The organism is Saccharothrix australiensis, assembly GCF_003634935.1.
In the GTDB taxonomy this organism is placed as follows: domain Bacteria; phylum Actinomycetota; class Actinomycetes; order Mycobacteriales; family Pseudonocardiaceae; genus Actinosynnema; species Actinosynnema australiense.
Genome location: NZ_RBXO01000001.1, coordinates 6,401,595 through 6,426,713, shown reverse-complemented (window position 1 = coordinate 6,426,713; position 25,119 = coordinate 6,401,595). Strand labels below are relative to the sequence as shown.

At 75.2% G+C, this 25,119-nt stretch carries 7 protein-coding genes; 3 read left to right on the top strand and 4 right to left on the bottom strand.

Annotated elements, in window-relative coordinates; translation table 11 throughout:
- Positions 1 to 33: 33 nt before the first annotated feature.
- Together C8E97_RS27125 and C8E97_RS27120 are read left to right on the top strand one after the other, a co-directional pair.
- Positions 34 to 14,712, top strand: a complete 14,679-nt coding sequence (locus tag C8E97_RS27125; RefSeq protein ID WP_121008248.1) for a protein-glutamine glutaminase family protein — start codon at positions 34 to 36, stop codon at positions 14,710 to 14,712.
- A gap of 1,161 nt (positions 14,713 to 15,873) precedes the next feature.
- Positions 15,874 to 16,278 (top strand): YbaB/EbfC family nucleoid-associated protein, encoded by a 405-nt coding sequence (locus tag C8E97_RS27120; RefSeq protein WP_211347147.1) that lies wholly within the window; start codon positions 15,874 to 15,876, stop codon positions 16,276 to 16,278.
- A gap of 72 nt (positions 16,279 to 16,350) precedes the next feature.
- On the opposite strand, the gene C8E97_RS27115 is transcribed toward C8E97_RS27120, so the two are convergent.
- The 4 genes from C8E97_RS27115 to C8E97_RS36610 all read right to left on the bottom strand — a co-directional run bounded on the left by C8E97_RS27115 (position 16,351) and on the right by C8E97_RS36610 (position 22,905).
- Complete coding sequence (locus C8E97_RS27115) at positions 16,351 to 17,520, bottom strand: sensor histidine kinase (protein ID WP_246019199.1); 1,170 nt, start codon at positions 17,518 to 17,520, stop codon at positions 16,351 to 16,353.
- Between the two features lie 239 nt (positions 17,521 to 17,759).
- Positions 17,760 to 18,230 (bottom strand): winged helix-turn-helix transcriptional regulator, encoded by a 471-nt coding sequence (locus C8E97_RS27110; RefSeq protein WP_342776260.1) that lies wholly within the window; start codon positions 18,228 to 18,230, stop codon positions 17,760 to 17,762.
- A gap of 73 nt (positions 18,231 to 18,303) precedes the next feature.
- Positions 18,304 to 19,524 (bottom strand): glycosyltransferase 87 family protein, encoded by a 1,221-nt coding sequence (locus C8E97_RS27105; RefSeq protein ID WP_121008246.1) that lies wholly within the window; start codon positions 19,522 to 19,524, stop codon positions 18,304 to 18,306.
- Positions 19,525 to 20,073: 549 nt separating this feature from the next.
- Positions 20,074 to 22,905 (bottom strand): AfsR/SARP family transcriptional regulator, encoded by a 2,832-nt coding sequence (locus tag C8E97_RS36610; RefSeq protein WP_121008245.1) that lies wholly within the window; start codon positions 22,903 to 22,905, stop codon positions 20,074 to 20,076.
- A 529-nt stretch (positions 22,906 to 23,434) separates the two neighbouring features.
- On the opposite strand from C8E97_RS36610, the gene C8E97_RS27095 reads away from it, so the two are divergent.
- Positions 23,435 to 25,084 (top strand): S8 family peptidase, encoded by a 1,650-nt coding sequence (locus tag C8E97_RS27095; RefSeq protein WP_121008244.1) that lies wholly within the window; start codon positions 23,435 to 23,437, stop codon positions 25,082 to 25,084.
- The last annotated feature ends 35 nt before the right edge of the window (positions 25,085 to 25,119 follow it).

Sequence of the window (25,119 nt, the reverse complement as noted above, 5' to 3'; positions counted from 1 at the left end):
CGGCGCCTGACGACCGGCTGCCGAGCACCTGACATGAGTCTGGAGATCCCGCCGGACCTCGACCCGCTCGTGGTCCTGATCGCCGGTGACTTCTGGCCGAGGGGCGACGAGGACAAGCTCCGGTTGCTCGGGTCGAAGCTGGAGAGCACCGGGCGGGACGTGCTCGGCTCGGTGGACGAGGTCGGCCGGCACTCCCGCGTCGTCGGCAACCACATCTCGGGGCCGGCGGGCGAGGCGTTCGGCGACTTCGCGAAGGGGTTGGGCGGCCGGGCGCCCGCCCTGTCCTCGCTGGCCGACCGGATGTCGTTCCAGGTGCGCGACCTGGCGCTGAACGTCGAGCACACCAAGTACTCGATGCTGATCCAGAGCGCCACCACCGGCGCGGAGATCACCTGGGCGCTGACGAACCCGTTCACGGCGGCGCTCGTCCCGTCGTTCATCCTGACGGGCCGGATCTCCGCCATGCGGATCCAGAACGACTTCTACACCCGCCTGTCCGTCACGCTCTCGGTGACGCGGGGCCTCGACGACGTCCCCGGCCCCACCGTGAAGCACCTGTTCGACCGGCTCGAGCAGCGCATCCCGTTGACCACTCGGCACATCCCCACCCCGACCCCGAAGAAGACCCCGACCCCGCCGCCTCCCGGTGGGCACACCCCCACGCCGCCGCCGGGCAAACCGGACCCGACCCCGTCGCCTCGTGGTGAGGGCACCCCGACGCCGCCGCCTCCCCGTGGTGAGGGCACCCCGACCCCGCCGCCCCGTGGCGATGGTGCCCCGCCGCCGCCCCGTGGTGAGCACAGCCCGACCCCGCCTCCCCGCGGCGAGGGCGCGCCGACCCCGCCACCGGTCACGAGGACACCCGACCCCGTGGTCCCGCCGCCCGGCGCGCCCGGCGCGTTCGCCAGGGCGAGCGACGCGCTGGGCGCGGCGAAGGAGAAGGTCTGGCAGAACCTCGCCGACCGGTACGGCGCGAACTTCGCCCTCGGCCTGCGGCTCGGTAAGGAGATGCTCCAGGAAACCCTCCAGGAGAGCGGCCAGGAGGTCGGCGAGGACGCCCTGGCGCAGGGCATCCAGTTCATCGAGGGCAACCGCACGGAGTGGGACAAGCAGAACTCGCTCCTCAGCGCCGCGCTCGGCGGGTTGGCCGGCTTCCTCATGGGGCCGCTGATGCTGGCGAACATGAAGCTGCTGGGTGACATCCGCCGCAACAGCTCCTCCCTCGCCGCCCTCACCGAGGCGCAGGTGGAGGTCCTGGTCGGGCTCGTCGGCCTGGCGATCACCGGCGGCAACCCGCTGGGGCTCCTGCTGGGCGCGATCAACGGCGCGGTCACCGGGGGCATCGGGCAGGCCGCCGACAACGCCGGGCAGGAGCTGGAGAAGCGGGTCGACCAGTGGCGCGAGTCGCTGTCGCGCAACACGACGGGGCCGCCCGGAACGGTCGTGCCGCCAGGGGGTGGCCCACCAGGGCTGGTGGGGCCGGGCCCGACCGGTCCCGATCGGCTGGTCGTCGAGGGACCGGACACGCCGGTGCGCGGGGGACCGGATTCGCCGACGCCGCGCGGCGGTGCGCCCGAGCCGCCGCGCGGCGGTGCGCCCGAGCCGCCGGGCGTCGGTGGCGGCCCCGGCTCGGTCGATCCGGGCGGAAGCGGTGTCGTACCCGGCGACCCTGGCGCGAGCGGTAGCGACTCCACCGGCACCGGTGGAAGCGGTTCCACTCCCGCGGGTCCGGATGGCCGTGGTGTGGACGGTGCCGGTCCGGACGGCGGCGGCACAGGTGGCCCGCACGGGGTGCCTCCGCCTGGACAGGGTTCCGAGGGCGGCGTCCCTCGCGGCGAATCGACCGGCGGCCAGTCCCCGGGCGTGCCCAGCGGTTCTCCCCCCGGTGCGCCGAGCGCGGATCCCGGCACTCCGAGCCGGGAGAACCCCAGTGGGGAAACCCCCGGCGGCGAGGGGCGACCCGACGCGCCGCCCACGTCGAGTCAGGAGCCGGCGGGTAGACCGGCGATCGATCCGGCGGACGTGCCGTCCGCGCGGTTCGAGGGGAACCGGTCCGGCGAACCGGAGGGCCTGCCGAACTCCGAGGACGCGGTGTCCAGCCGCCCGACCACCGAACACACCGCGGTGGACACCCCGCCACCCGCCACCGCCGACCAGCCGTCAGCCGGCACCACGCCGAACACCCCGCCGCCCAGCGGCACCACGCCGAACACCCCGTCGTCCGGCACCACGCCGGGTGTTCCGTCGTCCGGCGTCACGCCGAGCACTTCCTCGACCGCCCCGACCAACCAGCCGGTGACTGCGGGCCAGACCGGTTCGACGAGCCAGACCGGATCGACGAGCCAGGCGGGGCCCACCGGCCCGGCCTCGCCGATCGGGCAGCCGTCGAGCACGCCGGAGTCACGAGACGCTCCGCCGCCTTACGACGTGGAGACGCCCCCGCCGGCCTACGACGCCGAGACGTCCCCGCCGGCCTACGACCAACCCGCTCCGGACCAGCCCGCCCCGGACCAGCCTGCCCCGGACCAGCCCGCCCCGGATCAGCCTGCCCGGCAGCAGGCCACCCCGGACCAGGGGGTCGCGGGCCCCACCTCGTCCCCTCCGACGGACCAGCAGCAGGCCGCCAAGGACGACAAGCAGCCCACCGGCAAGGACGAGAAGCGGGCGCCCCACGACGCGAACAAGGCGGACTGGGTCCGCCAAGGGGCGGGTGGCGAGCGCCGGGCCCACCCGACGACCGCCGTCAGCGACCCGACCTCCCTGCCCGGCTGGGAGAACGCGCTGTCGGTGGCCCGCGAGGGCCTCGACCGCGGCAAGCTCAGCGAGAGCGCCGCGGCCGACCTGCGCAGGCAGGCCGCGGGGATCGTCGTGCCCCGTCACCAGATCACCTTCCACCTGGACGACCCGACCCCGGAAGAGCGCGCCCGGAGCGAGCGGGACCACGCGGTGATGGACCTGGTGGCCTGGCGGTTGCACGTCGACCGGGACCGCCCCGACCCCGAGCGCGGCGCGCGCCGCCTGTCCGAACGCCTGCGCGCCGACACCGACAACCCCAGGATCAGCGGGCTCGTCGGCGGCGGCCCCGGTCGGCCCTCGCGGTCGAGGCGGGGTTACGAGGGCGAACCGGGGCCGTCCGGCGCCCGACGACCGCCGCGGATCGCCCCGCGCCCCGACGAGCCGATGACGGCCGCGCCTGGCCCGTTCGGACCGCCCGCGGGTGTCGTCGCCGACCCGTACGGCGGTGTCCCGCCGCTGGCCGGGGTGGTCGCGCGACTGGAGGCGATGGCGGAGTGGAACCACCGGTGGAATTCGGGCTCGGGAGTGCCACCGCCGGCGGAAAGTTTGCTGGGGCCGGACGTCCTCGGCCTGCGCGTGCCCCCGGGCCCGCCGGAGTTCCTGCGCGGCCTGGACCACTCCGCGCTGTCCGCGGCGCAGGGGATGACGCTGCTGCGCCGGCTCGACATGACCCGGCACCCTCCGGCGTGGCACGACCTCCAGCCCGACGCGCTGGGGCAGGTGCCGCAGCAGGTCAACCAGACCCGGTGGCGCGAGGAGGACTTGCGCTTCTGGGAGGGGTTCGGTGTCGACCTCCGTACGGTGCCGCCGGTTGGTGAGCTTCCGCTTGTGGTGCACGGGATCTGGCTCGGCGGTCCGCTGCGGGCGTTGGGAAAGATGGACGTCTTCCGCGCGAACTTCGCCCTGACCGCCGGTCGGATGCGTGAGGTTGGCGGGTCGGCGGTGTTGTGGACGGATGTGCCTCGGTCGGACATCGTCGAGGCTTTGGCGGCGCACCCCGATGAGAATCTTCCCTGGCACCTTGAGGGTGTGCGGGAGATGGCGGTGTGGGCGCGGGAGAACGGCATCGGCTTGGTCGGTGTCGACGAGGTGTTCAACGCCGAGGCGCCCCTTCAGCTCAATCCGTTCTTCCGCACGGAGATGGCGAAGACGACCGGTCCCGGTTACGCGGCGGCCAGTGATCTGTTGCGGGTCGAGGTCCTGCACCGGTTCGGCGGCTTGTACCTCGACGGCGACGACCGGCTGCTCGACGTGCAGAACCTGATCGCGACCGACCGGACCGATCGGGACGATCACAGTGACGGCTTCGCCTTCGCGGGCGCAGACGTGGATGTCGGCGACTCCATCGACGTCCACCGCGGCAACAACGGGATTCTCATGCGGAGGGGGCACCCCTTCGGCGCGGTGTACCTGGACCAGTTGGCGCGGAACTACGCCCGCACGCAGGAGGAGCTGTTCCCGCCCGAGTTGCAGGGCTTGACGCCGCAGGAGTACGACGCGCCCGAGAGGCGCATCCGGCGGAAGTCGGTGGTGCACCGGACCGGCCCCGAGATGTTCCAGGAGCTGGAGGAGCGGATCGGGCCCGAGTTCGTCCTTCCGCTGCTGTCGGGGTTGACGGAGAACGAGGCGCAGAGCTGGGTGACGGACACCGTCCAGAACGAGGGTCGGCCGCCGGTGGCGACAGGTGATGTGGAGGGCACCGTCGCGTTGACGGCGAAGGTGGTGCACACCCTGGTGCGGCAGTTGCACAACCGTCCCGGCGACCTCCACCTGACCCAGGTCCGCGCGGCGGTCGAGCGGCACGAGAACCCTGGTTTGGTGTGGGCGGCGGCGTTGTCGTTCCTGGCCAGGGTGCCGGGGTTGTGGGCGCGGGTGCGCACGGCCACCAGGTCCCGGTTCGAGCGCGGTCAGTACCAGGAGGTGCCACTGCCGCAGGTGGTCGGGGACCTGGTCACCTTCCTGCCGGGAGCGGCGGATTTCCTGGGCGAGGGCCGGGTCCCGGTGACCCCGGTCTCCGGAGCGGACCCCACGGGGTTGCCGTTGACCGGCGAGGCGTGGCGTTCGTCGGTTCCGCTCCTGGTGGGCACCGGGACAGCGGTGATGGTTCCGGTGGGTGTGTTCGTGCGTGGTCGGGGGGATGATGCCTTCGACCAGGCGGTGGGGCTGTTGCCGCGCGAGCCCGGTGTGACGGGGTTGGTGTTCCGGGCGGCTGACCACGGTGGTGTGCGGTTCTCACCGGAGGACGCGGTACGGGCGAGCGTGGCCGGCGGGTGGAACGGGCGCGAGGACATCCGGCTGTACTCGTGCGCGTCGCCCGGTTTGGCGCACTTCGCGCAGCAGCTGTCGATGTCGACTGGTGTCGGGGTGTTGTGGCCGACGGACGCGGTGTGGTTGGGGTATTCCGGTAGTCCGGTGGTGGTGGGGTCGCCGGGGGTGGATGCCCAGGGCGGTCACGTGTGGGTGCCGGGCAGGTGGGTGCGGCAGTCGCCGAACGGCGCGTCGAACGGGGTGCCACCACCGGTGGTGCCGACGGCTCTGCGGTTGGACCCGCCGCTGCACCTGGGGCCGGGCGGCGGGAGGCGCGGCGCGCCGCCGGACCGACCGCGGTACCCGGACCGCTATCGGCCGCAGCGGCGTTCGAGGTCGCCGCGGCGGCGTGCGGAGGAGCTGGGGCGGTGGGTCGACGACGACGCTCGTCGGCGGCCGGGAGCGGAGGCGTCCGGGCCGGGGCGCGCTCGGGAGCCGCAGCGGATCGAGCGCACAGGAGGACAGGGGTTCCCGAGCCTCGCCCCCGCCCCGAGCCCCACCCCCGCCCCGAGTGCCGCCCCCGTCCCGAGCGCCGCCTCTGACCCGTACCGCGGTGTCCGCCCGGCGACCGCGGTGGTCGAGCACCTGGAGGCGATGGTCGAGCGGAACCACCGGCTGAACCCGCACGCCGGGTCCGCGCCGGAACGGGAAGCTCTGCTGGGTCCGGATCTCCTGGGCCTGCGCGTGCCCCCGGGCGCGCCGGAGTTCCTGCGCGGCTTGGACTACTCCGCGCTGTCCGCGGCGCAGGGGATGACGTTGCTCGGCCTGCTCGACATGACAAAGGGGACGCCTACCCGCGATCAGCTCCAACCGGACGCGTTGGGGCAGGTTCAGCAGCCGATCCACTACACCCGGTGGCGTGAGGAGGACTTGCGCTTCTGGGAGGGGTTCGGTGTCGACCTCCGTACGGTGCCGCCGGTTGGTGAGCTTCCGCTTGTGGTGCACGGGATCTGGCTCGGCGGTCCGCTGCGGGCGTTGGGAAAGATGGACGTCTTCCGCGCGAACTTCGCCCTGACCGCCGGTCGGATGCGTGAGGTTGGCGGGTCGGCGGTGTTGTGGACGGATGTGCCTCGGTCGGACATCGTCGAGGCTTTGGCGGCGCACCCCGATGAGAATCTTCCCTGGCACCTTGAGGGTGTGCGGGAGATGGCGGTGTGGGCGCGGGAGAACGGCATCGGCTTGGTCGGTGTCGACGAGGTGTTCAACGCCGAGGCGCCCCTTCAGCTCAATCCGTTCTTCCGCACGGAGATGGCGAAGACGACCGGTCCCGGTTACGCGGCGGCCAGTGATCTGTTGCGGGTCGAGGTCCTGCACCGGTTCGGCGGCTTGTACCTCGATGGTGATGACCGGTTGCTCGATGTGCAGAACCTGATCGCGACCGACCGGACCGATCGGGACGATCACGGTAGTGGTTTCGCCTTCGCGGGCCGGGACGTGGAGGTCGTGGACGAGAGCGGTGACGAGTTCGTCGAATCCCATCGTGGCAACAACGGGATTCTCATGCGGAAGGGGCATCCCTTCGGCGCGGTGTACCTGGACGAGTTGGCGGGGAACTATTCCCGCACGCAGGAGGAGGTGTTCCCGCCGGAGTGGCGGAACTTGACGCCGCAGGAGTACGACGCGCCCGAGGGGCGGGTGCGGCGGAAGTCGGTGGTGCACCGGACGGGTCCCGACATGCTTCAACAGGTGGAGGAGCGGATCGGGTCGGAGTTCGTCCTTCCGCCGTTGTCGGGGTTGACGGAGAACGAGGCGCAGAGCTGGGTGACGGACACCGTCCAGAACGAGGGTCGGCCGCCGGTGGCGATGGGTGATGTGGAGGGCACCGTCGCGTTGACGGCGAAGGTGGTGCACACCCTGGTGCGGCAGTTGCACAACCGTCCGGGTGACCTGCACCTGACCCAGGTCCGCGCGGCGGTCGAGCGGCACGAAGACCCCGGTTTGGTGTGGACGGCGGCGCTGTCGTTCCTGTCCAAGGTGCCGAGCCTCTGGGCAGGGGTGCGGACCGTCACCGCGTCCCGGTACGAGAAGGGCGGGTGGGAGCCGGTGCTGCTGCCACCCGAGGCGGCCGACCTGTTCACCAGCTCGCCGGAAGCCGCGACGGACTTCCTCGGCGAACTCCGGATGCCGGCGACTCCGAACTTCACGGCGGGCCCCGCGGGGTTGCCGCCGACCGATGTGGCGTGGCGTTCGTCGGTTCCGCTCCCGGCGGCCCCCGGTACGGCGGTCCCACTCCCGGTGGACACCGGTGCGCCGGTGGTGGTTCCGGTGGGTGTGTTCGTGCGAGGTCGGGAGGATGCCGTCTTCGACCAGGCGGTGGTGTCGTTGCCGCGTGAGCCTGGTGTGGTGGGGCTGGTGTTCCGGGCGGCCGACCACGGTGGTGTGCCGTTCTCGCCCGATCAGGCGATGGACGTGCTTGAGCCCGCCGGGTGGGACGGGAGTGCCGAGATCCGGATCTACTCGTGCGCGACGCCCGGGCTGGAGGACTTCGCGCGGCGGCTGTCGACGTCGACGGGTGTCGCGGTGTCGAGGCCGACGGACATGGTCTGGTTGGGGTTGCCGGGGAGTCCGGTGGTGGTGGGGTCGTCGCGGGTGGATGCCCTGGGCAACCCGATGTGGGTGCCGGGTGGGTGGACGCGGCACCTGCCGTGGGGCGGGTCCGAGCCGACGTCGTGGAACGCGGCCCTGCCCGAGGGCGCGCCGGCGGACCCGGGGTTGAACCAACCGGTGCACCTCGGACCCGGTGCGCACCAGGGCACCGGCGGACCGCCGCCGGGTGGGGCGGATCGACAGGACCCCGCCGGCCACCCCGAAGCCGGGCCGAGCGCTCCGGCCGGTGACGGGACGCTGCCCGTCGGACGCGCGCAAGAGGTCTTCGACCACCTGCGGAACCTGAGGTTCCACGACGAGGAGCACGGCTGGTTGCGCGTGCCCATCGATCACCCCGAGCACGGCTGCGACCTCCGCGCCCACGTCTGGGCGTCCGAGATGAGGCGACTCGGCCTGGTCCCCGCCAAGGTCTTCGTGTCGCGGACGAACCCGGACCTCAGCGCGTCCCTGGCCGTACCGGTCGCCGGTTCGAACGAGGTCTCGTGGACCTACCACGTCGCCCCGGCCCTGATGGTCGCCGACGGCGGCACGCGGTTCCCGATGGTGTTCGACCAGGTCATGTCCGACCGGCCGCTCGGCTTCGGGCAGTGGCTCCAGCGGATGGGGGTCGACCCCGCGACCAGCCTCAACCTGAGGGGAACGGTCCTCGACGTGCAGGCGGCGCTCGAAGAGGACCGGGAGGCGACCCCGCACCTCTGGGCGGACGACGAGGGGGTGTGGCCCTCCGGTCGTGCGGTCGTGCTGCACACCGAAGGGCACGCGTTCAGCTTCCCCGGCCCCGGCGACACGCCGCCGGGCAACTGGGACGAGGCCGCGCGGCTGTTCGAGCTGATCCGCTTCGAACTGGTCGAGCAGGCCGTCATCGGTCACCGGCGGTCGGTCGACCGGCACTTGGAGCACTTGGCGGTCAGCGCTTGGCGGTACGTCCAGCACGACCAGTACGACGGGCCGCAGCTGCTGCACGCGTTGCGGCAGCTCGTGGCGCGGGAGCCGGTCGGTTCCCCCGGAGCGCTCCAGCGGGCGCCCGAGGTCGACGGGTGGCTGCGGCAACTGCTGCCGAGCGACCTGGAGGAGTTGGACCGGCTCTTCCCCCCGGTCGACGAGTCCTCGGACGAGGAGTCGTCGGATGACGAGTTGCCGGACGACGAGTCGTCGGACGACGACGAGCCCGTCACGTCGGGTGCGCCGCCCCGGCTCCCGGACGAGCCGGCGCACCCGGTCGAGCGCACCCCGGAGACCCGGTCGGACGACCCGGTGCGGCGGAGCGAGTGGGAGCACCTCCGCCACCGGGCGACCCCGGTCGAGGTGCGCACGGAGTACGTGGACTTCGTCCAGGCGCGGCCGTCCGGGACCACCGGTCCGGGCTCACCCCGAAAGGCGACGCTCGCGACGATCAAGCGGTCGCGCCGGGTCCCGGTGAACTACGACCTGCGCCGCCTGGAGGCACGACCGGGCCGGTGGGTTCGGGAGTTCACCCTCCGCCTGCACCTCGCGCCGCAGCGCGGCGTCGTCACCGAACCGCAGTTGGCGGACGTGCGGAGGCGCGCGACCCTGGCGGTGGACCGCTTCTTCAACCGCGGGCACCTGCTGCCGGGCGGCGACCAGTTGGACGTCCGGCTGGAGTTCGCCGCGGACCCGGACGACGCGCACACGACCGTGGCGATCGTCGGCAACATCGGCAAACACCGGCACAGCACGTGGGGCGTCGACATCGACCTGCCCGCGCTCGCCCACGAGATCGCGCACAAGCTCGGGGTGCGCGACCGGCACTTCATCGCGGGCGTGATCTTCAACAGCCCGCGCCCCGGAGGCGAGCACCGGGGACCGGACGGTCCGGTCGCACCCGTGCGCGACGCCGTCGCCAGGGACGGCGGCCTCATGACCACGGCCCTGTACTCGCCGCACGCGCGGCTGACCGCGCCGGAACTCGCCCGGATCGAGCAGACCGGCAACGCGACGCTGGTCAGGGACACCCCGTACGACGTCCTGCACGCCGGGGAGCCCGGACCGCCGCCGCCGTCCGACCGACCGCCGCCGTCCGACCGGCCGCCGTCGTCCGACCGGCCGCCGCGGACCGGCCACCCGGCGGGGCGACCGCGCTGGCGGCCGACGCTCGAACCGACCGAGGAACACGCCGAACCGCCCGAGCGCGCCGCACCGGAGCCGGACCGGGGGACGCCCGATAGCGACCGGACGCCGGGTGCGGACCGGGGGATGCCCGATGCCGACCGGAGACCGGAACCGGAACCGGAACCGGCGGCCCCGGAGCCCGCACCGACCGCCGAGGCGTTGTACGGCGACCTGCCCGCCTACCTCCGCGACAGCCGCACCCTGGGCCCCGCCCGGCAGCTCACCCCCGTGCGGGGCGTTCCCGACGTGGTCGACCAGCTCCGCCTGCTCGCGCCGCACGTGCGCCGGTGGACCGAGGTGGACGTCGTGCGGTCCCTGCTGGCGCGTGACGTCGGCGGGCTGCTGGGTGACGGCGGGACGTTCACCGTCCGCGGCGACGGCCGCCCCTACCGGCTCACCGTCGCCGCCCGGTTCGACTGGCGTCGCATGGCGGTGGGCGACGAGGCGGGTGAGCGGCTCACCGTCACCGGCGAGGTGGAGCGCACGACCGGGAGCGGCCGCGGGAGTTCCCGCGACCGGGGCCTGTCCCCGGAGTTGTCCTTCCTCGGGTTGCCGCCCCTGGTCGTCACGCTCGGGGTGCGAGCGCCGACCGGGCCGACCGAGAGCCGCCGGAGCGAGCGGAAGACCGAGGTGACGACGTCCACCGAGGTCGAGGTCGGCGCCGCGCGCGACGTCCGCGACCTGCCGGTGGCCTTCTCCTTCTCCCTCGCCTCCGGCGCCGCCCGGCCCCGTGGTCCGGTCCGCGCCGAGGGCCGGGTCGAGCTGCGGGCGCCGATCGGGCTGTCCACCGCCGACCCCGCCGGCGCCCGGCTGCTGCCGCACTCGCCCGACGGCTCGTCCCGGAACCTGTCCGACGACGCCCGGCGGGCCCTGCACGCGGACGGCCTGCGCCCCGTCGTCGCCGAGCCCCCGAGGCGGACCGCCGTCGAGGCCGTCGTCGTCGACCACCGCGGCCACCCCGACTTCTTCACCCAGACCGCCGAGCGGCTCGGCGCCCGCTTCGACGACGTGACCCGCGTCGGCGCGGACGGCGAGGCGGTCCTGCGGAGGTTCCTCAGCCGCGAGCACATCGAGGCCGGCCTGCCCGCGATGATCGCCCACGACGGTGACACCCGGCCCGACGCGGGCTGGATCAGGTCCGAGCCCCTTGCCAAGGGCCGCGGGTTCGAGCTGTTCCCCCGCGTCACGCAGGTGGAGATGCGCGCCGTGCCGCGCTGGACGAGGGTCGAGCCGACCACCCGGACGGGCGCGGCGACCACCGCCGAGCGGGCCGAACTCCGGTCCTCCGACGTGGTCGGCGCGGATCGCCGGGTCGGCTTCGACCTGTTCGCCGGCGGCGGCGCCGTGGTGCCGGGCGGGGTGACCGTGGCGGCCGGCCCCGCGGGCGGGCTCGGTCACGGCCGCCAGGTCAAGCGGACGCACGAGAGGTCCGCGGCGGCGGAGGGGTCGGTCAAGTCCACCGAGGACGTCGTCCGCTACGAGGTCGTCTACGACATCGAGGTGCGACCGCTCGGCGGCGCGAAGCACCGGCTGCGCGGCACGGTCACCGCCTGGCAGTGGACCGACGCCGGCAGCGCGGCCCGCGGCGGGTTGATCCCGGCGGCGCGGCGGCGGGAGTTCCGGAGCGGCGCGGCCCGCACCCACTTCATGCCGGTGGAGGCCGAGCGCGGCGAGGTGCTCCTCGGCGCGCTCGACCCGCTGTCCACCCGCCAGTGGTTCCACGACCAGGTGGTGCCGCTGCTGCGCCGGGTGCCCCTGCGCACCTGGCCGATGACCGACGTGCCCATGCGCACCGGCCTCCTGCTGAGCACCAGCCGGTTCGTCGGCCAGTTCGACGACCCGGAGTTCGCGAAGGGCCTGGTCGGCGGGATCGCCGACGCGCTCGACCGCGAGCGCGTGCTGCGCGACGCCCTGTCCGACGAGGCACTGGCGGTGCTGCGCGATCGGATGAGCGGTCCCGGCCTCGTCATCCCGTTGCTCCGCGACGGGTTCGGGCACGAGTACGAGACCACGATCACCCTGCGCGCCGCGGTGGACGACATCCGCGACGGGGACCTCCTGACCACCGGCCGCGCCACCACGACCGCGCGGAAGGCCGAGGACGACGACGGTGGCGACTTCACGCGGGTCCGGGACACCAAGGCCGCCGTCGGGGCACGCGGGTGGTTCTCCCTGCGGCCGGGCGTGTGGCGGATCGGCGTGCGGTTCCAGCGCGCCTGGAGCAGGCCGACCACCTTCGGCGGCACGGTGAAGTCCACTGTGGACCGGGAGCGGGGCGGCGGCCTCACCGACGAGGGCGGGCTCGCCGACCGGGAGCTGCGGGAGTTCCGCGCCACCCTGCGCATCACCGCCGACGTCGTCTCCCACAAGCGGCTGAACCGGCAGCTCCGCAAGCTGTCGGTCGGGAAACCGGGGCGGCACGCGCCGGTGGCGCACCGGATCGGCGAGACGGTGCGGATCGACGTCCCCGTCGGGTTCCGCGTGCCCGAGAGCTACGTGACGACCACCGATCCCCGGACCGCGCCCGCGCCGGGACCGTCGGCGTGGACGCCGCTCGACGACCCGCCGCCGCCGGGGCGGCTGCCGCCGGGCGCTTCCCGCGCGTTCGACCACGTGGAGGTGGTCGCCTTCACCGGCGCGCCCGAACTCCAGCGGGTGGCGCGCGCGCTGCTGACCGAGGCGTCCGGCGGCGACCCGGTCTTCGACTTCGCCGGCGGCCCCGTCGCCGAGGCCATCGGCGACCACCTGTCCGCCGCGTCGCTCGCCGCGGACCCGAGGCTGTTCAGCCGGACGACCGTGCTGGACGGCCTGCGCCACCCGCGCCGCCGGGCCGACACCGACGGGGTCGTCGGCGTCTCGCTGCGCCTCCGCCTCGCCGACGACCAGGTCACCGCCGAGGAGTTCGAGCGGGTCACCAGGACCGTCGCCGGGTCGTCGTCGGTGGCGGGCGCCCTGGACGTGGCCGACACGTGGAGCGGGTTCGTCCAGGGCGGCGCGATGGTCGCGGGCGCGGGCGGGCACGTCACCAACGGCCGGATCGTGGACGGCGTGGGCGGGCGCGGGAGGCTGGTCGGCAACGCGTCCCCGCTGACCACCACGCGCGGGCGGAGCACCACCGGCGGGCTGGAGACCGGCGAGGAGGTCGAGACCACCGGCGGCCCGGAGCCCGCGTACCTCGCGCGGGTCGTCGTGGACGCCACCGTGGTCGTGGAGGCCAGGTCGCGGGGCAACCTCGACTTCGACCTCACCGCGCCCGCACGCCCGGTGGTCCGGGGCACGACCGGGCGGCTGCCCGGCGCCGCGCTGGTGTGGCTCACCGCCGACCAGTTGCGCGCGCTGCGCGGCGAAACCCCGCCCGCCGCCGGACCCGTGCCGCCGCCGGAGCGGACCGTCGCCACGCCGCCGACGCTCACGCCGGGCGTCTCCGCGAAACCGTCGATCGGCCTCGGCGCGGCACGCGGACCGCTCGACCTCACCCCGCACCTGGCCGCGTTGCGCGAACAGCTGGGACCGAAGCTGGCCGACCGGCTCCTCCCGGACCTCCGGCTGGACGGGGTCCACGACAACCGCCGCGAGGCCGTCCGGTTCCTCTCCGACCTCACCGGCGCGATGAACGGCCACCTGAACGGCGGCCGGATCACCCCGCTGCGGCTGGAGGACCGGTTCAGCGGCGAGGTCCACCACCTCACCGCCGCGGTCCGCTTCACCGCGCCGCCCGCTTTCGGCGGCATCGAGCACGTCACGTCGCTGAAGGCGTCCGTCCGCACCGCCCTCACCGCGATCGAGGGTACGCGGCGGGAAAGCACGCTGCTGACCTTCCGGACGTCCGCGCAGGGGCTGCTGACCGTGCGCGACGGCGCGGGGCAGGCGGGCGGGTCGTCAGGCCACCGGTCCGGGTACGGGGCCGTCGGCGGCTCGCTGAGCGGCGCGGCGGACTTCGGCCGGCGGAGCCACCGGCGGACCGACGAGCGGACGACCACTTACGAGCAGAGCGCGAAGACCACCGGCCCGGTCGCGATCCACCGCGGTGAGGTGGCGGTCGACCTCGCGATCACCCGCCACGACACCCGTGCCGCCGCGCTGACCGTCCGCAGGAGCATGACGGTGGTGTCCCTGCCCGAGCACACCCTCCCGCCACCGGCCGCTCGACGACCTCGCGCCGGACGGCCTCGCCGCCTGGCGCGCCGGGGTCGGCCACGCCGAGCCGACGACCAGGCGGTCCTGGGCCGAGCACTTCCTGGGCGACGTGACCCGGCTGCGCGAGGTGGCCAGGCAGGTGCTGCGCGCGTCCGGCGTCACCCCGACCCCGGACGCGGTGACCGCGCTGCACACCGCGATCACCCCCTCCACGCTCCGCGCCTGCCTGGTGCCCCTGCGCCGCGGTGCGTTCACGATCCCGATGCCCACCGGCCTCGGCCGGGCGGTCGAACTCCACGTCCGGTTCCCGAACGGGTTCCGGTTCGCGGGCACCAGCGGGTCGGTCACGGTCGACGGCGAGACCACGACGGAGGACACGCGCACCACCGAGCTGAGCCTCGGCACCACCCACCAGCTCTCCACGACGACGCCGGAGGGCTGGGGCGGGGTGGCGCCCCGCGAGCACGCGGACGGCTCGAAGGAGGCGCGCCGGCCGTTCGAGGGGATGCGCAGCGGCCCGGAGCGCACCCGGCAACTGGTCGCGCGCGACCCGTCGGCGACGCTCACCGCGTCCGGGACGCACTACGAGCACACCACGTCCGACCCGGTGACGAGCACGGACGGCGAGCACGACGAGAAGATCACCCGTGCCCTGCTGGCCGACGCCGAGTTCCGCGTCGTCGCGCGCGAGACGTCGGCGGGACTGCTCCGCAAGCCGAAGGCGGCGGGCCGTGAGGTGCTGGTGCGCGACGCCTACGTGCTGCGGATGCGCGACGACCACGCCCGCGCGGTGACCGGCCACGAGCTGCCACCGTCCCTGGTGGACGCCACCGCGGCGCTGGCCGGGCGCGGCAAGGCGTGGTCGGAGGCGGTCCGGGTGCGGACCGCCCGGCAGGCGGCGGTCGACGCGGCGCGGCGGGTGGTGGACGAGGACGCGGCGGTGGCGGCGACCCGCCGCCGGGCGGAGCCGGCGGACGCGCGCCGGCGGGAAGACCGGCTGACCGGCGAGGTGGCGGCCCTGCGCCGGCGGCTGGGCGTGCTCGTCGAGCGGCACGCCCGTGACTCGCCGCTGCGCGACGCCGACCGCGCCCGCGCCCAGCGCGCGGAGCGCCAGGCCGTCCGGCACGAGCTGGGGGCGGCGGAAGCCGGACTCCGCCGCGAGCGGGACCGGGTTCGCCGGTGGTCGGACACGCCACCCGGACCGGACCCGCGACCGGTGCGGGACCACGCCGCCGCGGTCGAGCGGCTGCGCCTGGCGGAGGACGCGGTCGACCGCGCCGAGCGGGACTGGTGGGAGGCCAGGGCGGCGCACCTGCGGGAGGTGGCCGACGAGCAGGCGCGCGACGCGGAGCGGCGGGCGCGACCCGGTGCCGACCCGGCCCAAGCGGTCGACGTCCCGCCCGTCGACGCGCCTGTCGACACCCTGCCCGTCGACGTCCCGCCCGTCGACCCGCTTGTCGACGTCCCGCCTGTCGACCCGCTTGTCGACGTTCCGCCCGTCGACGCCCCGGTGGGCGAGGGGCGGGTGCCCGCCGGTGGGCCTGCGGGTCCGACGGACCCGGTCGAGGGGCGAGAGCCCGCCGGGGAGCCCGCGGGCTCGACGGAGTCGACCGGGTACCCGCCCGGCGACGCGCCGGCGCGGCCACCGGCTCCGCTCCCCGCGGCGCGGCTGCCCCGGCCGGTGCCCGTGACGGCCCCGGACGGCGCCGTCGTCGGCGCGGCCTTCCCCCGCCCGCCGTCCGACGCGGCCGGGCGCGCGCCCCGCAGGGGGTGATACCGGGGGTGAAAGGGAAGACCTGCCGGGCATCGGTACCCCGTTCGCGGTGAATCCCTTGGCACGGTCGGCATTCCGCGCTGAGGTGGACCTGAAACGACCGTCTCACGAGGAGTCCCGAAGTGACCACCACCTCTCACGAGCGGACCGGGCGAACCCCCGGCGGGTATCGCGCGCAGCGGGACGGGCTGACCAGGCTGCGGCGCGACATGGGCGAGATCGCGATCAGCGCGACCACGCCGTACCGGACGGTGACCGTGACCGTGGGGCAGCAGGGGGAGCTGACCGACGTCCGGTTCCCCACGGAGGCGTACAAGCGGATGACACCGGCGGAGCTGTCGGCCGAGATCCTCGCCGCGACCGTCGCGGCGCGGGCCGGCGCGGCGGTGGAGGCGGCCCGGCTGCTCGCGCCGATGGCCCGGCCCGAGGACGCGGAGGACGTCGACGCGGGCAGGGCGGGCCTGACGTCGATCCTGCCCGCCGAACCGCGCACGGCGGAGGACGTGCTGAACGGCCTGGCCCACTGACAGTCCTGTGTGGACTGATCCGTCCTGTGCGGACCGACCGGGTGCCCGGCGGGTCGCGACCGCACGGCGGTGTCAGGCCGGGGCGGACAGCGGGAAGCTCGCCGTCACGGTGAACCCGCCGTCGCGTGCCGGTCCCGCGGTGAGCGAACCGCCGTACAGCTCGACGCGTTCGCGCATGCTCCGGATGCCGTGCGAGCCCGGCGTCGCGCGCGGTGGTCCGGCCGCGAGCCCGTCGTCGCGCACCCGGAGCGTGAGCACCCGGTCCCCGTAGTCGACCTCGACCCGCGCGGCGGCCGGTCCCGCGTGCTTGATCACGTTGGTCAGGGACTCCTGGACCACCCGGTAGGCGCACAGGTCCAGGCCCGGCGGCAGGTCGCGCGGCCGGCCGGTGACCGCGACCTCGACCGGGACGCCGGCGGCGCGCACGCGGTCCACCAGCCGGTCCAGCGCCGCGATCCCGTGCCGCGCGCCGTCCTCCGCGTCCGGCTCCTCGTCGTCGACGCGCAGCACCTCCAGCAGGCGACGCATCTCCCGGAGCGCCTCGCGGCTGGTGTCGCCGACCGTGTCCAGCGCGGCGCGGGCGGTGCGCGGGTCGGTGTCGAGCACGTACCCGGCGACGCCGGCCTGCAACGAGATGACCGACATGTGGTGCGCGACGATGTCGTGCAGCTCCCTGGCGATGCGGGCGCGCTCGTCGGTGACGGCCGTGGCCGCCTCCTCGACGACCCGCTCGACGTGCCGCCCCCACCGCTTGGTGGCCCGTCCCAACGCGCACGCGCCGAGCACCAGCAGGAAGCCCTGCAGGAGCGTCGGCAACGCGATCGAAGAGCTCGCCCCGGCGTAGTTGGCCGCGATCACGGCGATCGTGGCGACCAAGGCCGCGGCGGCCGCCCGGCGGGACCGCAGCGTCGCCACGGTGAACACGCCCACCAGCAGGCCCGCGCCGCCGCCGGGGAGGTCGCCGTAGCCCAGCACGCTGTACATCGCGGCCGCGACCAGCGTGACCGCCGTGGTCGCGACCGGCGCGACCTGCCGCAGGACGATGGGCGCCGTCGTCAGCGCGGCCAGGGCGTACGCCGGCGGGCCGTGCGTGCCCGCCTGCTGGTCGACGGTGGTGGCCACGGTCAACCCGGTGAACACCAGCGCCAGCAGCACGTCCAGCGGCGGCGGCCGGAAGCGCAACCGCTCGTGCCCCGCCCGCGCGCCCCGGTCCGGTCCGAAGGCGACGCCGGGCAGCCCCACCCGGACACCGCCGCGCTTCGGTGCGGGGCGCGCCGGCTGCCCCGTTGCCGGCCCGGTCACTGCGTCGCGGCGGTATCCGACCACGGGCACAGCGTACGACCTCCGGCCGGCCAGGTGATCCGCCAAGGCGCGCCCGTTGCCCGAAAGTCCCCTTCTCGTCCCGAACGGCCACCGGTCGCGACGGGATGCCGAATCCGGTGCGGCACAGGACCGCGGGAACCCGGATGGTCCTAAGTGGACTATTCCTCGGCGCCGTCGGGCGTCGTGCCGGGTCGCGGGCCGCCGAGGTGGCGTTCGCGCAGCTCGGCCATGACGGCCCGCCACAGCTCGGGCCCTCCGTCGTGCAGCTCTTCGGCCCGCGCGCGCAGTTCGGCGCTGGTGGGGCGGTGGCGCAGGCCCCACCAGCCGAGTTCGGCCAGCACGGGCACCAGTTGGATGCCCGCCTCGGTGAGGCTGTACGTCGCGCGGCGGCCGGCGCCGGGGTCGTCGCGGGTGAGCAGCCCGGCGGCGACCAGGTCGCGCAGCCGGTTCGCGAGGATGTTCGACGCGATGCCCTCCTCGGACTCGCGCTGGAGCACCCGGAAGTGGCGGCGGTCGCAGAACATGATGTCGCGCAGCACGACGAGGCTCCACCGGTCGCCCAGCACCTCGACCGCGGCGTTGACCGGGCAGCCCGAGCGCGGTTCCTCCACCACCATGACTACCTCCACCTGCTTGCACTTTACCCGCACCCCGCCCTGATGGTTGCACATGCAAGAACTCGGTGGGGAGTGCGCGGGCGGGTCAGGGTTGCGGTCCCGCGCCGGCCGCGCGGTCCTCCCGCCGCAGCACGACGGCGAGCACGACGAGGAACGCGAGACCCGCCAGCACCTGGAGCGCGCTGAGCAGCACGATCCACGCCACCGGCGGTGCCACCGCGGCCAGGCCGATCGGGGTGGGGAACATCAGCGCGGCGGAGACGACCAGCGCGAGCCACGCCGACCCGACGCCCCGAGCGTGCGCCGGGCCCCGCCGCCGGCCCCACCACAGCCACAGCGCGAGCCCCGGGACCACCCACACCCAGTGCTGCGGCCACGAGACGGGGGAGATCAGCAGGCCCGTCACCGCGCACGCCAGGACGCCCGCGGCCGGCTTGTCCCGGCGGGCGGCCCACGCCGAGACCGCCAGGCCGGCGACGCCCACGACGGCCGCGGCCACCACCCAGGACCACGGCGCGCCCGGCAGGTGCGCCAGCACGCCGCGCAGCGACTGGTTGTAGGGCGCGGCCTCCGGCGGCCACATCCGGCCCGAGTCCAGGAAGTGGTCGCCCCAGTACCGCGCGGACGGCCCCGGCAGCACGGCGAACCCGACGAGCACCGTGGCCGCGAACGCGCCGGCGGACAGCGCGGCGGCCCGGACGCGGCGCGTGAGCAGGAAGTAGGCGACGAAGATCAGCGGCGTCAGCTTGATCCCGGCCGCCACGCCGACGGCGACCCCCTGCCAGCGGCCGGGTCGCAGTGCCAGGTCGACCATCGCCAGGAGCACCAGCAGCACGGTGATCTGGCCGAATTCGAGCAGGTAGAACACGGGGGTCGTGGGCAGCGCGGCCACCGTGGCGAAGACCGCGAACCGCGCCCGCCGGGTCGGCGACCCCGGCTCCGCCAGGCCGAGCGCCAGCCACACGACGACTTCCAGCCCGAGCACCGAGGCGAACGTCCACAGCGCGAACCCGACGTCGAGGCCCACCAGCCCCAGCGGCGCCAGCACGAGCGCGGCGAACGGCGGGTAGAGGAACCGGTAGTGGTCGTCGGTCACGACGTCGTAGGGCGAGACGCCGGACAGCACCGACGAGCCGCCCAGGTGGAACACCGCGAAGTCGTTCCGGAGGGTCGGTATCGCGTCGCCGAGCGCCAGGCCGGCGACCACGACGGCCGTCGCGACGGCGGCGACGGCGACGGCGAGGAACGCGATCGGGACGCGGTCGCGGGCCGTCGGGCGGGGTAACGGTGCGGGGTCCGCGGTCATGGTGGTGGGTGCCTCGCCTTCGAGGGGTGGCGCGGGTGCCGGGCGGCGGGAATGGGGCCGGGCCGGTGGGACGCGGGTACGGGAAAGCGCACCGGCGACTCGCGCGCGGACCGTGGGGAGGGAGTCGTGGACGGTTCGGCGGAAACGCGGGCGGCGCGTTCCGGAAGGTGCGGCGGCCGGTGTCCTCGGTGGTGGCAGGGCGTCGCGGTGATTTCGTCAGTCTACTGTGGACGGTGCATTTCCCGGCCGGTCGCGCGCGTGTCGGGAAAGGATGGACGAAATGCGGTGCGCCGTCAACAGGGGGCCGGCGCCGACGGCTTTCCGAACGACCCGCGCCCTGCCCCGCTGCACGCCCCGCCCCGCCTGCCTCGCCCGCCTGCCCCGCGCCCCGCCCGCTCGCCCAGCCCCTGCCCGCTCGCCCGGCCCCGCGCCTCGCCCCGCCGCGCCGTGCCCCGCTGCGTTCTCGCTGCGTTCCGCCCTGCTGCGTCTCCGGGTCTCGCTGCGCTCCGCCCTGCTGCGTCTCTCCGCGCCCCGCCGGCCGCGCCTGGCTCAGCAGCCCGCGCGGGACCGTCCGAGCACGTCGAGCTGCCGTTGCAGGCGCTCGACCTGCGAGGCGCGCTGCTGGGCCTGGTACAGCCGCAACGCGTGCCGCCACGCCTCGGTGGCCTGCTCCGGCTCGCCGAGGGCGTGGTGGGTGTCGCCCAGCCGCTCCGCCGCCTCCGCCTCGTTGAACGGGTTGTCCACCTCGCGCAGCAGGGCGACCGCCCGCCGGTAGTGGTCGAGCGCCTCGTGGTACCGACCCGCGTGGTGGGCGATGTAGCCGAGGGTGTCCAGCACCAGCGACTCGCCCTCGCGGTCGCCGTGGCGGCGGGCCAGGTCGAGCGCGGCCTCGCAGTCCACCCGCGCCTGTGGCAGCTCGCCCAGCAGGGCGCGGCACCAGCCGACGTGGCCGAGCCCCCACGCCTCCCACACCGGCAGGTCGGCGGCGCGGAACAGGTCCACGGACCGCGTCGAGTGCGCCAGCGCCTCGCGGATCGAGCCCATCTCCTCCAGGGCGGAGGCCAGCAGGTGGTGGGCGTGCGCCTGCCCGAACAGGTCGTCGTGCTCCTCGGCCACGGCCAACGCCCGCAGCAGGTGCGACCGCGCCTCCCGGTGCCGGTCGACGTCGGAGTACGCGCTGCCGATGGCGCGGTGGGTGGTCGACTCGACGACCGGGTCGTCCAGCCGCTCCGCCGCCGCCAGCGCCGCCTGCCACACGGCGAGGGCGTCGAGCTGGTAGCCGTGCCGCCGCTGGAACGTGTAGAGGCTCCAGGCGACGCCCCAGGCGGTGGCGTGCCACCCGTGCTCGACGGCGAGCTGCTGCACGGCCAGCACGTTCGGGTACTCGACGGTGAGCCACGCGACCGCCGCGCCCTCGTGGTCGAGCGGGAGCGGGTGGCAGCCGGGGGCGGGCTCGTCCAGGGCGATCGGCGGCCGGTGCGGTTCCAGCAGGCGCTCGGCGCGGTACGCGGTGTGCAGGTAGAAGTCGGCCAGCCGCCGCAGCGCCGCCGTGCGCGCCTCGTCGGGCAGGTCGCGCCGGGCCTGGTCGGCCGCGCACAGGCGCACCAGGTCGTGCATCCGGTAGCGGCCGGGCGTGTGCTGGTCGACCAGGTGCGCGTTCTCCAGCTCCTGGAGCGCGGTCCGCGCCGCGGCGGCGGGCAGCGCGGAGACGCCCGCGGCGGCGGGCTCGCCGATGTCGGACCCCGGCGCGAGGCCGAGCAGCCCGAACACGGTGGCCGGCTCGCGGGCGAGGGTCCGGTAGGACCACGACACGACGGCCCGCAGGTTGACGTCGGTGTGACCGGTGTCCAGCGCGTCCAGCCGCGCCGCGTGGTCGTGGAACTCCTCGGCCAGCGCCGCCAGCGGGAAGTCCGGGTGGCAGTGCGCGCGGGCCGCGATGATGCCGAGCGCCAGCGGCATCCCCGCGCACCGGTCCAGCAGCTCGGCCACCGCCTCCGGCTCGGCGGCCAGCCGGTCCTCGCCGAGGTGGCCCGCGAGCAGGCGGCGCGCCTCCGCGTCGTCCAGCACGCGCAGCGGCAGCAGCCGCGCGCAGTGCGCGGTGACCAGCCCGGTGAGCCTGCGCCGGCTGGTGATCAGCACCGTGGCGGTCGTGCCGCCCGGCAGCAGCGGCGTGACCTGGGCGGTGTCGGCGGCGTTGTCCAGCACCACCAGCAGGCGCTTGTCGGCGACCAGGCTGCGGTACAGGCCGACCCGGCCGTCCAGGTCGGCGGGCACGGCGGCCTGCGCCACGCCGAGCGCGTCGAGGAAGCCCCGCACGGCCGCCGCGGGCGTCACCGGTTCCCCCGAGGGGTCGAACCCGCGCAGGTTCACGTGCAGCTGCCCGTCCGGGAACAGGTCCAGGTTCCGGTACGCCCAGTGCAGGGCGAGCCACGTCTTGCCGATGCCGCCCGCGCCGCCGATCACCACCGTGCCCGCCGGGTGCTCGGGCCCGCCGAGCAGCTCGGTCAGCGCGGCCAGCTCGGCGGTCCGACCGGTGAACAGGCGGGGCGCGGCGGGCAGCTGGCGGGGCACCGGGGCCGGTCGCGTGACCGGGGTGGGCTTGGCCGCCGCGACGGGCGGCGGCGCGGCACCCCGGTCGGGCAGCGCCGGGTCGCCGGTCAGGATCTGGTGGTGCAGGCGCCGGAGCGGCCGGCTCGGGTCGACGCCCAGCTCGTCGGCGAGCTGCCGCCGCACCCGGTCGTAGTGCTGGAGGGCGTCGGCCTGGCGGCCGCACCCGCACAGCGCCAGCAGGTACTGGCCGGCCAGGCGCTCGTCCAGGGGGTTCTCCGCGACCTCGTCGGCGAGGGTGACGACCAGCTCGGTGTGCTCGCCTCGGCGGAGCCGGATGTCGGTGAGGTCCAGCCGGGCGGCGTTGCGCTGCCGGGTGAGCATGGCGCGGACCGCGGCGAACCAGGCGGTGTCCGCGGACTCGAACGGCTCGCCGCGCCACAGCGCCAGCGCCCGCTCGTACCGGGCGGCGGCCCGCTCGTCGTCGTCGGTGGCGCGGGCCTGGTCGAGCAGGGCGAGGAAGCGGTGCACGTCCACCGCCGCCTCCTCGGCGGTGAGCCGGTAGCCGGGGGCCTGCCGCGTGATGGTCACGTCACCGGCGGGCGCGAGCACCCGGCGGAGGAGGGCGACGTAGGTGTGCAGCGCGTTGTGGGGGTGGACGGGCAGCCGGCCGCCTCCCCAGACCCGCTCCACCAGCCCGTCCAGCGGCACGACCCGGTTGGCGTCGACGGACAGGGCGGCCAGCACGAACCGCTGCCTGGCCGGTCCCACCTCGACGGGGCGATCGCCGATCCGCGCCTCGATGTTGCCGAGCAGACGGAGTTCCATCGCCATGCAGAGCCCTTCCCCGCGTCGGGCCGGCAGCGCGGACCCGGATCGCCGGGTGTTGTCATATCGGACGCCGGTCTCGGAGCTCAAGCGTTACCAAAGGATTGCGCGCGTTCGGGCGGGCGTGCTGGTCCGTGCGGTGGTCGCCGGGTGGCCGGTCATGTGACCACTTTTCCGAACAGGACCGCGCGCGGACCACCCGCGCTCGGTGACGGGCGGACCCGGACGGGTGGGATCGTGCCGCCCGAACCGGTCGCGGCCGGGGGTGACCCGCGCGGACGTCACCGGACGACGCGAACCGGGCGGGTGGGGGACGCGGTCGGGCGAAGAACCAGGTCGGCCGCGGGGTTCCGGTGTCGGGAACGGCCGCTCGGGGCGTCGGGAGCCACACCATCGGGGCATCCGTCGGCGCCGGGGGAGTCGTGGCCGGTGCACCGGGTACCGCTACGTCGTACCTCCCGCGCGGCGTGCGGTCACCGGGCGTCGCGGGCGGTGCGACCCGTCACCCCCTGTCCGGGCGAGGAGCCGGTGGACCATGAGGATCAAGACGTTCGGCGCGATCGTCGTCGCGGTCACCGCCGCGGCGGTCGCGGTCCTGCCCGCACCGGCCGGCTCCACGCCCGCCGACCCCGCCACCGCCGCCCCCGACCCGGCGTCCTCCGGACCCGCCACCGCCCCAGCCGCCGAGCCGGTCACCGCCGACCCGGCCACCCCGGACCCGGACGAGCCCGTCATCCTCAACGCGGGCGCGCCGGACGCGGTGCCCGACCGGTACGTCGTCGTGCTCCGCGGCGACGGGCAGGACGCCCAGCAGGTCGCCGCGACCGCCGCCGCGTTGACCCAGCAGCACGGCGGGCAGGTCCGCCACACCTACGGCGCGGCGCTCGACGGCTACTCGGCGGAGATGACGGCCGAGCAGGCGGTCCGCGTCGCCCGCGAGCCGGGCGTCCGCTACGTGCAGCAGGTGTCGCGGATGGTCGCGGTCGACACCCAGGAGCACCCGCCGAACTGGGGCGACGACCGGATCGACCAGCTCGACCTGCCGCTGGACCACGCCTACACGCACCCCGCCGCACCGGGGCGCGGCGCGCGGGTCTACGTCCTGGACACGGGCCTGAACGCCGCGCACGAGGACTTCGCCGGCCGGGTCGGCGAGGGGTTCGACGCGGTCGACCGCGACACGACGCCGCAGGACTGCCACGGCCACGGCACGCACGTCGCGGGCACGGCGGCGGGCGCGGTCCACGGCGTCGCCAAGGAGGCGACCGTGGTGCCGGTGCGGGTGCTCGACTGCGGCGGCCGCGCCACCGACGACGACCTGCTGGCCGGGATCGACTGGGTCAAGGCCAACGCCGCGCGACCGGCCGTGGTGAACTTCAGCATCGGCTGCCGGCAGCGCTGCGCGGACCAGGCCCTCGACGACGCCGTGCGGTCGGTGATCGCGGGCGGCGTGCCGTGGGTGCAGGCGGCGGGCAACGCGGCGGACGACGCGTGCCACTTCAGCCCGCAGCACCTGCCCGAGGGGATCACGGTCGGCAACAGCACCCGGTCCGACGGCCGCCAGCGCAACAGCAACCAGGGCGCCTGCCTGGACCTCTTCGCGCCGGGCACCGACATCGTCTCGGCGGTGCACACCGCCGAGCGCGGCAGCACCACCATGACCGGGACGTCGATGGCGTCGCCGCACGTCGCGGGCGCGGTGGCGCTGTACCTGGCGCGGCACCCGTACGCGACGCCGGCGCAGGCCCGCGACGCGCTCGTCGCGCACGGCAGCTCGGGGAAGGTGGGCGACGCCGGCAGCGACTCGCCGAACGTCCTGCTGCACACCGCCTTCCTCAACGGCTGCGCGCCCGTCACCGACGACACCGACCGCCCGACCACCGCCGGTGGCGCGGTCGAGAGCGCCGTCACCGTCGCCGGCTGCGCGGGGAACGCCTCCGCCACCGCGTCCGTGTCCGTCGCCGTCACCCACACCGACGTCGGCGACCTGGTCGTCTCGCTGGTCGCGCCGGACGGCGGCGTGCACGTGCTGCACGACCGCGCGGACGCCGGCACGGGGGAGCTGCGGCGCGCCTACACCGTCGACCTGTCCGGCCACGTGCGCGAGGGCACGTGGACGCTGCGCGTGGCGGACGCCGGCACCGGCGGCTCGGGCAAGCTCGACTCGTGGACCCTGGCCCTGTGACCGCGTGGCCCGCACGGCCGCCGGACCGCACGACC